The sequence below is a fragment of the Pseudomonas sp. GW823-FHT02F05 genome, from assembly GCF_058797315.1.
This window is the reverse complement of sequence record NZ_JBXAJM010000005.1, coordinates 244,048-258,340: the sequence shown is the minus strand read 5'-3', so window position 1 is coordinate 258,340 and position 14,293 is coordinate 244,048. Positions and strand designations below refer to the sequence as shown.

Sequence of the window (14,293 nt, the reverse complement as noted above, 5' to 3'; positions counted from 1 at the left end):
TGCCGAGTGGTGGGGCAAGAGCGTTTTGCTTACTTTGCCGCTTTTGCAAAGTGAGCCGCCGTCAGGGCGGAACCCTAGGTGGCCGTTACCTAAATAACGGATATGTACCCGGTCCAACTGTGTTGAATGTTAGGCCGCCTTCGCGAGCAAGCCCCCCCACAGGTTAATCGTGGTGTACCAGGTAGATGGGTGTCGGCTATCAGGCCGTCATCGCAGGCAAGCCAGCTCCCACATTTAGATCGCGGCACGTCAGTTAGAACAGCGTCGGCTATCCGGCCTAGAGATCGTTCCCCCGCTCGGCGTGGGAATGCATCATGTGACGCTCTGCGTCACGACTTTTAAGCGGACGCAGAGCGTCCAGAGCGGCGTTCCCATGCAGAGCATGGGAACGATCACTCTGTCTCACGCCGTTGCCGCCGCTGCCGGCACCTCAACCGCACTCAACCCTTCCTTCATCCGCTTGGCATCACGCACAAAACTGCGCGAGGCCTGGAACAGAAACAGCATGGTCAAGAACAACGCCACTGGAATCAGGTACATGGCGTCATGCAAGCCTACCGCTTTATAAGCCTCTGTCATCTGCTGCGCCCCAGCCGCATACATCGCTGAATGGGCAAAGTGATCGGACAACGCCCCGACCACCACCGGCCCCATGCCACCGCCGAGCAGATACAGCCCGGCAAAGAACAGCGCCATCGCCGTTGCGCGCAAGCGTGGTTCGACCACGTCCTGGATCGCGGTATACACGCAGGTATAGAAGTTGTAGGCAAACAGCCAGCCCACACTGAACAGCGCGACAAACACCCCGATTTCGACACGCCCGGCATGCAATGCCCAGGCGGTGGTGACCGTGGAGATGATCAAGCTGAAGGCGGCGAACAACAGTCGGCCATTGGCGACCCGCTGATGAATCTTGTCGGCAATCCAGCCCCCCAGCGTCAAGCCCACCAAACCGGTCAGGCCGACGATGACACCCGTCGCGACGGCCGCGTCCTGCAACGGCATGAGGAAATAGCGCTGCAGCATCGGCACCAGGAACGAGTTGCACGCATAGGTGGCAAAGTTAAAGCACAACCCGGCCAGCACCAGCCACAGAAAGGTCGGCACAGCCAGCACGCGACGGATCGGGCGGTCGACGCGCTCTTGGGAGACTTGCACGGTTTCCGCCGCACCACGCTTGGGTTCTTTTATGTAGAACATAAACACCGCAAGGATCAGCCCCGGCACCGCCGCGATAAAGAAGGGCGCGCGCCAGCTGTCGAACGCCTTGACCATCGCACCGATCGTAAAGAACGCCAGCAACAGGCCCAACGGCAGGCCAAGCATGAAAATCCCCATGGCTCGGGCACGGCGGTGGGCGGGAAAGAGGTCGCCAATCAGCGAATTGGCCGCGGGTGCATAGCTGGCTTCGCCGATGCCAATGCCCATGCGTACCAGCAGGAAGGTCCAGAAACTGCCGACCATGCCGTTGACCGCCGTCAGCCCGCTCCAGGCGAACAGGCCCCAACCCATCAACTTGCTGCGTGAACCGGTGTCGGCCAGGCGCCCGAGCGGCAGCCCGGCAATGGCGTAGACGATGGTAAAAGCGGTGCCGATGATACCGAGCTGGAAGTCGCTCAGGTGCCATTCCATGCGGATGGGCTCAATGATGATCGCGGGAATGGTGCGGTCAAAAAAGTTGAACAGGTTAGCGAGGAACAGCAGGAACAGAATGCGCCAGGCATTCGCCGCTTGGGTCGAGTTCTGCATGGGTCCGTCTCTTTTATTGTTATGAGAGCTGCGATGCCCGATGCATCCTGCTCAGGTCACTGCAACATAGTCAGGCTGGCAGTGATTGTCTGTAATGATTCGTAAAGCTGATAGGGCATGATTTCACCCAGGCAACAGCGGATTTTGCCCACGAAAATATAAGTGCGTGCCCCTCTTCCCAATGGCGATGGCACGGATAGAATGGCGAGCCTTTCGTAGCACCCTCCTCCTACTTTTCTTATTGATGACGCCCATGTCCGAAGCCAGTCCGTGTCTGAATTGCGGTGCCTGCTGTTCACACTTTCGCGTGTCTTTCTTCTGGGGTGAGTGCGCCTCGTCCGGGGGCACGGTGCCCGATGACCTGGTGGTGCAGATCAACCCCAGCCGCGTGGCGATGATCGGCACCGATCAGAAACCTGCACGGTGCTGCAGCCTTGAAGGTGAAGTCGGACAGGCCACCAGCTGCTCTATTTATGAGCAACGCTCCAGCGTATGCCGTGAGTTCGACTCGTCCTGGAGCCAGGGCGTGCAAAATGTCGATTGCGACGCCGCCCGTGCCGCATTCGGCCTGGCGCCGCTGGAAGCCCCACACTTCGAACTCGACCTGCCCATCAGCGCTTAGCACCAAACGCTATGGAAGGCATGTCAAAATAATTTGAGATCAAAACGCCATTACTCATGGCAAATCTTCGGAGACTTCTATACTCGATCTCATCGGTCATCGCCTCTGGCAGTGACATGGCTCTATGACGGGATACGCTATGGAATGGCTGGGGCAGCACTTTTTTACCGACCTTCCAGACAGTGGGCATTTATTACTCAATTGCAGTCATAACCCCTTTCTGGTGCTACTGGCGTACCTGGTCGCCTGCGCGGCGGGCTTCGGTACGCTGGACATGGCCGAACGTGTGGGCCATGTCGAAGACCCCACCGCCCGCCGCCATTGGCGCTGGCTGGGCGCGGGTTGCCTGGCAGGCGGAATCTGGTCGACCCATTTCATCAGCATGCTGGCGTTCCAGGCCCCCATCGCCATTCACTACGAATTGATCATGACGTTCGCCTCGCTGCTGATCGCCCTGATCGCGTCGCTGCTCGCCATGCAGACCCTCAGTCATACCCACCTGCGTTTTCATCAGTACCTGATGGCTTCGGTGTGGATGGGACTGGGTATCGCGCTGATGCACTACGTGGGCATGTCGGCCATGCGCTCCCAGGCCCAGGTGTACTTCGAAACACGGCTGTTCCTGGCCTCGGTGGCGATTGCCATTGGCGCCAGCCTGGCGGCATTGTTGCTGTCCAGCTACCTGCGCAACGGAGCCGGCGTGTTTCACCAGTTGCTCAAATACGCCGCCAGCCTGGTGCTGGGAGCCGGAATCCTGAGCATGCATTTCACCGGCATGGCGGCCATGCAAATGCTGGTGCCCGGTGGCGCGGATCTTTCATTGCCGGTGGATGGCAGCCCGATTCAACTGGGGTTGTCGGTGGCGGTAATTACCTTGCTGGTGATCGGCAGTAGTGTCAGCGCAGCCCTGGCAGATAAAAAGCTGCAGCACAAAGAGCGGGACCTGCGCCGGGTCAATGCGCTGCTCAGCGAACTCGACCAGGCCCGCGCCTCACTGCAACAAGTGGCCCACTTCGATGCGCTGACCAGCCTGCTCAACCGCCGTGGTTTCAATCAGATCTTCGCGGAAAAGGTTGCGGAAAAAACCCGAAGCCAAGGCATGCTGGCGGTAATCTTTCTCGACATTGATCACTTCAAGCGCATCAATGACAGCCTTGGCCACGATGCGGGCGACCAGTTGCTCACGGTGCTGGCCGGGCATATCAAGGGCTCGATACGCAGCCATGAAGATGTAGTGGCACGCTTTGGCGGCGATGAATTCTGCATTCTGATCACTATTCATCACCGCGACGAAGCCCGGCAGATGGCCCAGCGCATCATGCAGAAGATGAAAGAGCCCATCGAGCTGGCTGGCCGGCGCATGGTGATGACCACCAGCATCGGCATCAGCCTGTTTCCCGAGGACGGCCACACCTGCGAAGAGCTGCTGAAAACTGCCGACCTGGCGCTGTACCAATCCAAGGACGCCGGGCGCAACAGCTTGCACTTCTTCAGCTCCAACCTGAAAACACGCGCGTTCCTTGAGCTGCAACTGGAGGAGGAACTGCGCGCCGCCTTGCGTACGCGCAACCAGCTGGTGCTGTTTTATCAGCCGATCTTCGACATGAAGCTGGGCAAGGTCACGCGCCTGGAAGCCCTGGTGCGCTGGCAACACCCCCAGCACGGACTCCTGGCTCCGGACCGCTTTATCGGCATTGCCGAGAACAACGGGCTGATCGCCGAGCTGGACCACTGGGTATTGCGCCAGGCCTGTCACGACCTGAGCCTGTTGTCTGACCGGGGCTACACCGAGTTGATCATGGCGGTAAACTGCTCGGCGTTGAACCTGGCGCGTGACGAACTGGCCGATGAAATCGAAGACGCCCTGCGCTTCGCCGGCATAGGCACCAACCGGCTTGAACTGGAAGTCACTGAAAATGCGCTGATGGGCAACATCAGCAGCACCCTGGCACTGTTGCGGCAAATTCGCGCCCTGGGTGTGTCACTGGCCATCGATGACTTCGGCACTGGCTATTCGTCGCTGGCTTATCTCAAGCGCTTGCCGCTCAACACCTTGAAGATCGACCGCTCGTTTATCCAGGACATTCCCAAATCCACCGCAGACAGTGAAATCGTCCAGGCGGTTATCGGCATGGCCCACACCCTGCACTTGCAGGTGGTTACCGAAGGCGTGGAAACCCAGGCACAGTTCGAGTTGCTGCTCAAGCATGGCTGTGACTACATCCAAGGCTACCTGCTCAGCCCGGCGGTGCCTTTCAATGACATCATCGGCGTGATGCAGGGGATTGCCATGCGCAACCCGCTATACCCGCTCAGCGTGGAGAACAACGACGCTCCACAGCCAAAAGACCCGGCGCCAGGGCGTATCGGCCCGCCGTCTATTGTCAGGCCGATTCGCTGAGACCCAGGCACGGGGAGTGGTGGTGTAATCGCTGCTTCTCTTCACGCCGGGTCATACCTGGAAACAATTGCGCCACTCATTCCTTCGGACCTCAACTGTTCCCGTGACGCTTACGTCACCCTCGGCTGTGACCTTTCTCTACGGCAAGGTGCCATCACGCGTTCAGCGGTTACTCGGCTACACACTTCAGCGCGTGAAAAATACGCACCTTTTTCGTGCGCGCCATTCTTATGCTGCCCTTTCCTGGATCAGGATCCATGGCGAGACCACCACTGCCCATAAGCTTGGATCCCGTTCGACCAGGTCCAATGCCCGCGTCGCAGACACCTCGCCAAGGGTGCCTGCAGCCAGCCAGGCGGCGACTTTGTCACGGTTGTCTTCGGCCATTCCTTCGGCGGCCTCGATCAAATCCAGGCCGGCATCGACCCACAATAGGGCACCCTTGGCAAAGAACGGTTCAAGCTCCTTCCAGGAAATTTCGGCGGTTTCACCGAGCAGCTTGGCATAGAGGGTGCTTGGTTCTTGCGTCATGGGAATTCACCTGAGTAGAAAATCGGCGCAATCATAGCCCCGTCGCTCAGGCAGAAAAACCCAGTAGCAAATGAAGTAGCGATTGAAACTGCCAGGAAAGCCAAGGAATGCCTTGAAAGCTGTTAGCAGCCCGGCGCAATTCTGTCTTTTTCTTTCACTTAAGCGACATACCCAGGTTTTGCCCCCAGCTGCCAGCTTTTCAAGCGATCAACCGGCGCTCTACACTGTACCGGTACAGTTGCCAGGGCAATGCCGGGGGGATATCCGCGATATCTGATCCGGTTCTGCAGCTCACAAGGCCGCTAGAACTATAAAAAATACAACAGTAAGAGTGGAGCACTATGAATAAGGCTACTAAGCAGATTTCCAAACTGTTTGCCGCTATGGTCCTGGCTGGGGTTGCCGGCCATTCGTTCGCAGCCGACACCATCAAGATCGGCATCGCCGGTCCCAAGACCGGTCCGGTGACGCAATACGGCGACATGCAATTCATGGGTGCCAAGCAAGCCATCAAAGACATCAACGCCAAGGGCGGCGTAGACGGCAAGATGCTTGAGGCCAAGGAATACGACGACGCTTGCGATCCAAAACAAGCCGTGGCCGTTGCCAACAAAGTGGTCAATGATGGCGTCAAGTTCGTCGTCGGCCACCTCTGCTCCAGCTCCACTCAGCCAGCATCGGATATCTATGAAGACGAAGGCGTCATCATGATCACCCCCGCTGCCACCAGCCCTGAAATCACTTCCCGTGGCTACAAGCTGATTTTCCGCACCATCGGCCTGGACAGCGCGCAAGGCCCAGCGGCGGGCAACTACATCGCCGACCACGTGAAACCGAAAATCGTTGCCGTGCTGCACGACAAGCAGCAATACGGTGAAGGTATCGCCAGCGCCGTGAAGAAGACCCTTGAAGAAAAAGGCACCAAGGTTGCCGTCTTCGAAGGCCTGAACGCCGGTGACAAAGACTTCTCCTCGATCATCCAGAAACTCAAGCAAGCCAACGTCGACTTCGTCTACTACGGCGGTTACCACCCTGAGCTGGGCCTGATCCTGCGCCAAGCCAAGGAAAAAGGCCTGAACGCCAAGTTCATGGGCCCAGAGGGCGTGGGTAACGACTCTATCTCGCAAATCGCCCAGGGCGCTTCCGAAGGTCTGCTGGTGACCCTGCCGAAGTCCTTCGACACCGACCCTGCCAACAAAGCCATCGTCGAAGAGTTCGCCAAGAACAAGCAGGACCCAACCGGTCCGTTCGTGTTCCCGGCCTACTCGGCGGTTGAAGTGATCGCCGGCGGTATCGCTGCCGCGAAGAGCGAAGACACCGCCAAAGTGGCCGAGGCCATCCACGCGGGTACCTTCAAGACCCCTACCGGCGACCTGAGCTTCGACGCCAAGGGCGACCTGAAGGACTTCAAGTTCGTGGTCTACGAATGGCACTTCGGTAAACCAAAAACCGAAGTTTCCCCTCAGTAAGCCAGGCGTTACTGGTCAACAAGCCCACTGTGCAAGCAGTGGGCTTTGTTTTACGAGGTTTATGGGCCATGTCACCCGCGATCCGGGCGCTGGCTCACCTGAAAATCTTAAAACCGTCACCAGCGGTTCGCTGGCAAACGCTTTGTGCAACCTGGTCACAGAACAGGGCACCGAGCCGGAAATGACTCCACCAGTGAAATGCGTATCGGGTTTTTAGGAGCGCTGTAATGCCTGAGATCTATCATTTTTTCCAACAGTTGGTTAATGGCCTGACCATTGGCAGCACCTATGCCTTGATAGCCATTGGCTACACAATGGTTTACGGCATCATTGGAATGATCAACTTCGCCCATGGCGAGGTGTACATGATTGGTTCCTACGTGGCCTTTATCGCCCTTGCCGGGCTGGCCATGATGGGGATCCACTCCCTGCCGCTATTGATGACCGCTGCGTTCCTGGCGTCGATCATCGTGACCAGTGCCTATGGCTACAGCATCGAGCGGGTTGCCTACCGTCCCCTGCGGGGCAGCAACCGTTTGATCCCGCTGATTTCCGCGATCGGCATGTCGATTTTCCTGCAGAACACCGTATTGCTGTCCCAGGACTCCAAGGACAAGTCCATTCCCAACCTGATTCCGGGGAGCATCTCCTTCGGCCCGGGTGGCGCACAAGAAGTGCTGATTTCGTACATGCAGATTCTGGTTTTCGTGGTCACCCTGGTGGCCATGCTGGGCCTGACGCTGTTCATCTCCCGCTCCCGTCTGGGGCGCGCCTGCCGGGCCTGCGCCGAAGACATCAAGATGGCCAACCTGCTGGGCATCAACACCAACAACATCATCGCCCTGACCTTCGTCATTGGTGCTGCGCTGGCGGCCGTGGCGGCCGTGTTGCTGAGCATGCAATACGGCGTGATCAACCCCAACGCCGGTTTCCTGGTGGGCCTCAAGGCCTTTACCGCAGCGGTATTGGGCGGCATCGGCAGCATTCCGGGCGCCATGCTCGGCGGGCTGGTGCTGGGAGTGGCCGAAGCCTTTGGCGCCGATATCTTCGGTGACCAGTACAAGGACGTCGTCGCGTTCGGCCTGTTGGTTCTGGTGTTGTTGTTCCGTCCGACCGGCATCCTGGGCCGTCCGGAGGTTGAGAAAGTATGAGCAGATATCTTAAATCGGCGTTTTTCAGCGCCTTGCTGGTGTGGGCCGTGGCCTTCCCGGTACTCGGCCTCAAGCTGAGCATTGTCGGCATCAACCTGGAGGTGCACGGCACCGGGCCTGTGACCCTGACCGTCATCGCCCTGTGTTCGGTGCTGATGTTCCTGCGTGTACTGTTCACCCAGCAGGTGGGTGCCTTGTTCAAGGGCAACCGTGGCCCGTTGGTGTCGCCCAAGGTCAGCCAATTTCTGACCCTGCCGCGCACCCAGCGCTACATCATCATCGGGTTGATCATCGCGGCGCTGATCTGGCCGTTCTTCGGCTCGCGCGGCGCGGTCGACATTGCCACGCTGATCCTGATCTACGTGTTGCTGGGCCTGGGCCTGAACATCGTGGTGGGCCTGGCAGGCTTGCTCGACCTGGGTTATGTGGGCTTCTACGCCGTGGGTGCCTATACCTACGCGCTGCTCTCGCATTACCTGGGCTGGAGCTTCTGGATCTGCCTGCCATTGGCGGGTATGGCGGCGGCCACGTTCGGCTTCCTGCTGGGCTTCCCGGTGCTGCGCCTGCGCGGTGACTACCTGGCCATCGTGACCCTGGGCTTCGGCGAAATCATTCGCCTGTTCCTGCGTAACCTCACCGATATCACCGGTGGCCCCAACGGTATCAGCAGCATTCCCAAGCCGACGTTCTTCGGGCTGTCGTTCGACCGCACCGCCGCCGAAGGCATGCAGACCTTCCACGAGTACTTCGGGATTGCCTACAACCCGGTGAGCAAAGTGGTGTTCCTGTACCTGGTCGCGCTGTTGCTGGCATTGGCGGCCTTGTTCGTGATCAACCGCCTGCTGCGCATGCCCATCGGCCGTGCGTGGGAAGCACTACGCGAAGATGAAATCGCCTGCCGTGCCCTGGGCCTGAACCCAACCATCATCAAGCTTTCCGCATTCACCCTGGGCGCTGCATTCGCCGGTTTTGCCGGCAGCTTCTTCGCCGCTCGCCAAGGCCTGGTGACGCCGGAATCGTTCACCTTTATCGAGTCGGCGATCATTCTCGCCATCGTGGTATTGGGTGGCATGGGCTCGCAACTGGGCGTGATCCTGGCGGCCATCGTGATGATCCTGCTGCCGGAAATGATGCGTGAGTTCAGCGAATACCGCATGTTGATGTTCGGCGCCATGATGGTGCTGATGATGATCTGGCGCCCTCAAGGCCTGCTGCCCATGCAACGTCCACACATGGAGCTGCGCAAATGAGCCGCGAGATCCTGAAAGTCAAAAACCTGAGCATGCGCTTCGGCGGTTTGCTGGCGGTCAATGGCGTGGCCCTGACCGTCAAAGAGAAACAAGTGGTAGCGCTGATCGGACCCAACGGCGCCGGCAAGACCACGGTGTTCAACTGCCTCACCGGTTTCTACAAGCCGAGCGGTGGCAGCATCCTGCTGGACGGCCAACCCATACAGGGCCTGGCCGGCCACGAAATCGCCCGCAAAGGCGTGGTGCGTACCTTCCAGAACGTGCGGTTGTTCAAGGACATGACGGCGGTCGAGAACCTGTTGATCGCCCAGCACCGTCACTTGAACACCAACTTCTTCGCTGGCCTGTTCAAGACCCCGGCGTTCCGCAAGAGCGAACGCGAGGCCATGGAATACGCGGCGTACTGGCTGGACAAGGTCAACCTGACCGAGTTCGCCAACCGCCCGGCAGGCACCCTCGCCTACGGCCAGCAACGTCGCCTGGAAATCGCCCGCTGCATGATGACCCGCCCGCGCATCCTGATGCTCGACGAACCTGCCGCGGGCCTGAACCCCAAGGAAACCGAAGACCTCAAGGCGCTGATCAGTGTGCTGCGTGAGGAAAACAACGCCACGGTGCTGTTGATCGAACACGACATGAAACTGGTCATGAGCATCTCCGACCATATCGTGGTGATCAACCAGGGCACGCCGCTGGCCAACGGGACGCCGGAGCAGATCCGCGACAATCCTGAAGTGATCAAAGCCTACTTGGGGGAAGCGTAAAATGCTGCAATTCGAAAACGTTTCCACTTTCTACGGCAAGATCCAGGCCCTGCACAGCGTCAATGTGGAAGTGCGCCAGGGTGAGATTGTCACCCTGATCGGCGCCAACGGTGCCGGCAAATCGACCTTGCTGATGACCTTGTGCGGTTCGCCGCAAGCCTACAGTGGCAGCATCCGCTACATGGGTGAAGAACTGGTGGGCAAGCACTCCGCCGAGATCATGCGCAAGAGCATTGCGGTGGTACCGGAAGGCCGTCGAGTGTTTTCGCGCCTGACCGTGGAAGAGAACCTGGCCATGGGTGGGTTCTTTACCGACAAGGGCGATTACCAGGAACAAATGGACAAGGTGCTGCACCTGTTCCCCCGCCTCAAGGAACGCTTCAGCCAGCGCGGCGGCACCATGTCCGGCGGCGAGCAGCAAATGCTTGCCATCGGCCGGGCGCTGATGAGCAAGCCCAAGCTTTTGCTCCTGGACGAGCCTTCCCTGGGCCTGGCACCGATCATCATCCAGCAGATCTTCGACATCATCGAACAACTGCGCAAGGACGGTGTGACGGTGTTTTTGGTGGAGCAGAACGCCAACCAGGCGCTGAAAATCGCTGACCGTGCCTATGTGCTGGAGAATGGCCGGGTGGTGATGCAGGGTACGGGTGAGCAATTGCTGACCGATCCGAAGGTGCGGGAGGCGTACCTCGGCGGCTAAGAAAGAGTGAGTTCTAAGTAGGAGCTCGCTTGTGTGGGAGCTGGCTTGCCTGCGATAGCATCACCCCGGTGTATCTGAAAAACCGAGGCGTTTGCATCGCGGGCAAGCCCGACTCCCACATTTGCTTTGTATAAGTCATTAAACAGGTGTTGTTTGCAGTTTTTTTCGATGGCTTTGTAACGAATTCCCTCCCCCTTTCTCTAGTGGTGCATGCAGGCAATCAAGCCTGCGCATTCAACCACTGCTGGAGACACACCATGACCACCAAACTGTCCGCCGCCACCCTCGTTCTGGCCCTTGGTTCTGCCCTGAGCCTGTCCGCCCTGACCACCACCGCCCACGCGGCCGACGACATGCAGAAATGCTTCGGCGTGGCTGAAGCCGGCAAGAATGACTGCGCCGCGGGCGCCGGTACGTCGTGCGCTGGCACCTCCAAAACCAAAGACCAGGCCAATGCCTGGAAGCTGGTACCCGCCGGCACTTGCACCAAGACCCCAAGCACCACCTCGCCGACCGGTTTTGGCCAGGAAGCGGCCTTCACCGCCAAATCCTGAACCCCGCGCAGCCTGAGTACTGATGATGACGCCTACAGCCCAACACGCGGTCTCACCGGCTCAGGTGCCCGGCCTCCCCTATCGGGCCGGGCTGGGGCTCAAGACCGAGCACTTCAGCGAGGTTCTCGAGACCCGCCCCGACATCGGTTTTTTCGAAGTACACGCCGAAAACTACATGGTGGCCGGCGGCCCGTTTCATCACTACCTGGGGTTGATTCGTGCGCAGTACCCCCTGTCACTGCACGGCGTCGGCCTGTCCATCGGCGGCGAAGCCCCCTTGGATCGCGAGCACCTGGCACGCCTGGCCACGCTGATCGAACGCTATCAACCCCAGTCTTTTTCCGAACACCTGGCCTGGTCCAGCCACGGCCCGGTGTTTCTCAACGACTTGCTGCCCCTGGCCTACGACGCCTGCACCCTGGAGCGGGTATGCGAACACGTGGATCAGGTACAGAGCACGCTCAAGCGGCCGATGCTGTTGGAAAACCCCTCCACTTACCTGCAGTTCCAGCGCTCTACCCTGGACGAAACCGACTTCATCAGCCAGATAGTCCGCCGTACTGGTTGCGGCCTGCTGCTCGACGTCAACAACGTCTACGTGTCCTGCATCAATCATCAGCGCGACCCGCTGACCTACATCGATGCCTTGCCATTGCACGCAGTGGGTGAGATTCATCTGGCCGGTTTTGCCGAAGACATCGACAGCCTGGGCGACCGCCTGCTGATTGATGACCACGGCGCGCCGATCGATAACGCCGTGTGGCAGCTTTACGCACAGGTACTGGCGCGGACCGGAGCGGTGGCGACGCTGATCGAGCGGGATAACCAGGTGCCCGCGTTCAGCGTGTTGCAAGCAGAGGCCCGGCAGGCCGAATGGTATTTGTCGCAGGTGGCCCGATGAGCATTCAGCAAACATTCGCCGAGGCTTTACTGGCCCCGCAAGCAACCTGCCCCGAGGGCGTGTTCAGCAGCAACGGTGCTGAACCGGCGAGCCGCTTTGCGGTGTATCGAAACAATGTCCATAGCGCTTTGATCAATGCTTTGGCAGCCGCCTACCCGGTGGCGCGGCAACTGGTCGGCGATGAGTTTTTCCGCGCCATGGCCGGCCTGTATGCCCAGGCCCACCCGCCCACCAGCCCCTTGATCAATGAGTACGGCGGCACGTTCGCTGACTTTATCCAGGGTTTCGAACCAGCCTGGAGCGTGCCCTACCTGGCCGATGTCGCCCGGCTGGAACGCTTGAGGGTCCGCGCTTATCACGCGGCGGATTGCCAGGTTCTGGATCAGCACAGCGTACTTCGGCAACTGCAAGGTTGCGTACAACTGGGGCAACTGCGTGTAGGACTGCATCCGTCACTTGCCACGCTGGAATCGTCCTACGCGGTGGTATCGGTTTGGGCGGCGCACCAGGCCGACGGGGCCATCGCCAGCTTGAACCCCTGGCATGCCCAAGGCGGGCTGGTCTTGCGCCAAGGGTTGGTGGTCAAGGTATTCGCCATCGACCGCGGGTCTGTGACCTTTATCAACCGACTCAACCAAGGCGCAGGGCTGGAAATGGCCATAGCTGATGCCCTGAAAGCCTCTGACGAATTCGACTTGCACCTATGTCTCACGCTGTTGATCAGCCACGACGCCATCACCCATTTGCATCTGCAACCAGAGGTATCGCCATGAACTTTCCCGCTCCCTGCCTGGTAAAACGAACCGTCGCACTGTTTGAAAAAATCCCCTACAGCCTGATCGCCTTTATCGCGCGCTTCTCCATTGCGGCGGTGTTCTGGAAGTCTGGCCAGACCAAGGTCGAAGGCTTTGCCATTGACCTGATCAGCGGCACCTTCCAATGGGGTGAGCCCAAACTCGCCGCCTCGACGCTCTTTTTGTTTCGCAGCGAATACCAATTACCTCTGCTGTCGCCAGAGGTGGCCGCGCACCTGGCAACCTTTGCCGAGCACTTTTTTCCGGTATTGATTCTGCTGGGGTTCGCCACGCGCTTCTCGGCCCTGGCCTTGATAGGCATGACCTTGACCATCCAGCTGTTCGTCTACCCTGACGCCTACCCCACTCACGGCACCTGGCTTGCGCTGTTATTGTTGTTGCTTGCCAAAGGCCCGGGCTGCCTGTCCATCGACTACCTGATTGCCCGTCGTTATCGCTGAAGCCGATCCAGCGCTTCGCCGCTGCGCTTGAACCAGTCCACCAGGTAGTCGGCCAACACCTGGGTACGCCGAGGCAAACCGCCCTGGTAGGGATGCACCAAGTACATCGGCATGCTGCGTGTCTGATAATCGCGCAGCAGCCAGCGCAATCGGCCGTCAGCCAGCTCCGTGGGTAGAACGTAGGACGGCAGGCGGGCAATACCGGCGCCGACCAACGCTGCTTTTTTCAACAGGTTGTAGTGGTTGGAGGCGAAGGTGCCGCTCACCTTTACCCGCAGCAATTCGTGTTGCTGGTGGTACAACCACTCCTCGCGGCCACTGTAATGACTGTTGAGCAAACAGCTGTGCGCCGCCAGGTCCGCTGGGGTCTGCGGCTCGCCATGCTGTTCCAGATAAGCCGGGCTGGCGCAGGTCATCTCATGCCAGGCCAGCAAAGGTTTAGCCACCAAGCGTTCATGTTCGATGGCGCCCGACCGTACCCCCAAGTCAAAACCATCCCGTGCCAAGTCTCGGTAGTTGTTATTGAGCTCCAGCTCGATCTGCACCTGCGGGTATTGCTTGGAGAACTCCATCAGCAAGCCATCGAAGAAGGTTTCACCCAACGACACTGGAACGGTCATACGCACAGGGCCAGCCAAATCATCTTTGAGCCGCGCCAATGCCTGGCGGGCGCGTTCCACCTGCACCACCAATGCTTGTGCCTGGGGCAGCAACGCCGCGCCGGCAGCAGTCAGGCTCAGCTTGCGCGTGGTGCGGTGCAGCAAAACCACGGCAAACTGCGCTTCCAACTGGCTGATGCGCTTGGACAACTGCCCTTTGCTGCAGCCCAATTGTGCGGCCGCCACGGTGAAACTGCCGGCTTCGATCAGCACGGCGAACGCCGCCAGGTCATCCATTTCGCTCATGGACTGTTTCCATTTGAAAACCAAAGGTTGCCTATTAG

At 59.2% G+C, this 14,293-nt stretch carries 14 protein-coding genes; 11 read left to right on the top strand and 3 right to left on the bottom strand.

Annotation, left to right across the window (positions count from 1 at the left end; genetic code table 11):
• Positions 1-402: 402 nt before the first annotated feature.
• Entirely contained in the window at positions 403-1,749 is a 1,347-nt protein-coding gene (locus AC1RAC_RS09185; RefSeq protein WP_034125959.1) for a spinster family MFS transporter, read from the bottom strand.
• Between the two features lie 253 nt (positions 1,750-2,002).
• Here AC1RAC_RS09185 and AC1RAC_RS09180 point away from each other — a divergent pair, with 253 nt between their 5' ends.
• Positions 2,003-2,371: a YkgJ family cysteine cluster protein gene (locus AC1RAC_RS09180; RefSeq protein ID WP_057975629.1), complete on the top strand. Its 369-nt coding sequence runs from the start codon at positions 2,003-2,005 to the stop codon at positions 2,369-2,371.
• 139 nt (positions 2,372-2,510) lie between these two features.
• On the top strand, positions 2,511-4,772 hold the full coding sequence (locus AC1RAC_RS09175; RefSeq protein WP_197900642.1) for a putative bifunctional diguanylate cyclase/phosphodiesterase: 2,262 nt from the start codon (positions 2,511-2,513) through the stop codon (positions 4,770-4,772).
• Positions 4,773-5,000: 228 nt separating this feature from the next.
• Here the strand turns inward: AC1RAC_RS09175 and AC1RAC_RS09170 are convergent, their stop codons facing one another.
• Positions 5,001-5,303 (bottom strand): DUF2288 domain-containing protein, encoded by a 303-nt coding sequence (locus AC1RAC_RS09170; protein WP_034125956.1) that lies wholly within the window; start codon positions 5,301-5,303, stop codon positions 5,001-5,003.
• 341 nt (positions 5,304-5,644) lie between these two features.
• Here AC1RAC_RS09170 and AC1RAC_RS09165 point away from each other — a divergent pair, with 341 nt between their 5' ends.
• The 9 genes from AC1RAC_RS09165 (at position 5,645) to AC1RAC_RS09125 (ending at position 13,350) form a co-directional block, all read left to right on the top strand.
• A complete protein-coding gene (locus tag AC1RAC_RS09165; protein ID WP_003193533.1) occupies positions 5,645-6,772 on the top strand; it encodes a branched-chain amino acid ABC transporter substrate-binding protein in 1,128 nt (375 codons plus the stop codon).
• A 227-nt stretch (positions 6,773-6,999) separates the two neighbouring features.
• Positions 7,000-7,923, top strand: a complete 924-nt coding sequence (livH, locus tag AC1RAC_RS09160) for a high-affinity branched-chain amino acid ABC transporter permease LivH (RefSeq protein ID WP_003193535.1) — start codon at positions 7,000-7,002, stop codon at positions 7,921-7,923.
• Complete coding sequence (locus AC1RAC_RS09155; protein ID WP_034125955.1) at positions 7,920-9,173, top strand: high-affinity branched-chain amino acid ABC transporter permease LivM; 1,254 nt, start codon at positions 7,920-7,922, stop codon at positions 9,171-9,173. Before livH ends, AC1RAC_RS09155 begins: the two co-directional genes overlap by 4 nt.
• Positions 9,170-9,937, top strand: coding sequence for a high-affinity branched-chain amino acid ABC transporter ATP-binding protein LivG (gene livG / locus AC1RAC_RS09150; protein WP_492616513.1), 768 nt, complete (start codon positions 9,170-9,172; stop codon positions 9,935-9,937). Before AC1RAC_RS09155 ends, livG begins: the two co-directional genes overlap by 4 nt.
• Before the next feature lies 1 nt (position 9,938).
• A complete protein-coding gene (locus AC1RAC_RS09145; protein WP_003193540.1) occupies positions 9,939-10,640 on the top strand; it encodes an ABC transporter ATP-binding protein in 702 nt (233 codons plus the stop codon).
• 257 nt (positions 10,641-10,897) lie between these two features.
• Positions 10,898-11,194, top strand: coding sequence for a BufA1 family periplasmic bufferin-type metallophore (locus AC1RAC_RS09140; RefSeq protein WP_034125953.1), 297 nt, complete (start codon positions 10,898-10,900; stop codon positions 11,192-11,194).
• A gap of 22 nt (positions 11,195-11,216) precedes the next feature.
• Complete coding sequence (bufB, locus tag AC1RAC_RS09135) at positions 11,217-12,095, top strand: MNIO family bufferin maturase (protein ID WP_492616512.1); 879 nt, start codon at positions 11,217-11,219, stop codon at positions 12,093-12,095.
• Positions 12,092-12,868 (top strand): HvfC/BufC N-terminal domain-containing protein, encoded by a 777-nt coding sequence (locus AC1RAC_RS09130; protein WP_492616511.1) that lies wholly within the window; start codon positions 12,092-12,094, stop codon positions 12,866-12,868. Before bufB ends, AC1RAC_RS09130 begins: the two co-directional genes overlap by 4 nt.
• A complete protein-coding gene (locus AC1RAC_RS09125; RefSeq protein WP_096142866.1) occupies positions 12,865-13,350 on the top strand; it encodes a DoxX family protein in 486 nt (161 codons plus the stop codon). Before AC1RAC_RS09130 ends, AC1RAC_RS09125 begins: the two co-directional genes overlap by 4 nt.
• On the opposite strand, the gene AC1RAC_RS09120 is transcribed toward AC1RAC_RS09125, so the two are convergent.
• The gene (locus tag AC1RAC_RS09120) at positions 13,341-14,255 is read right to left on the bottom strand and encodes a LysR family transcriptional regulator (RefSeq protein WP_054898403.1); all 915 of its coding nucleotides are present in this window, start codon (positions 14,253-14,255) and stop codon (positions 13,341-13,343) included. The genes AC1RAC_RS09125 and AC1RAC_RS09120 overlap by 10 nt on opposite strands.
• Positions 14,256-14,293: the final 38 nt, after the last annotated feature.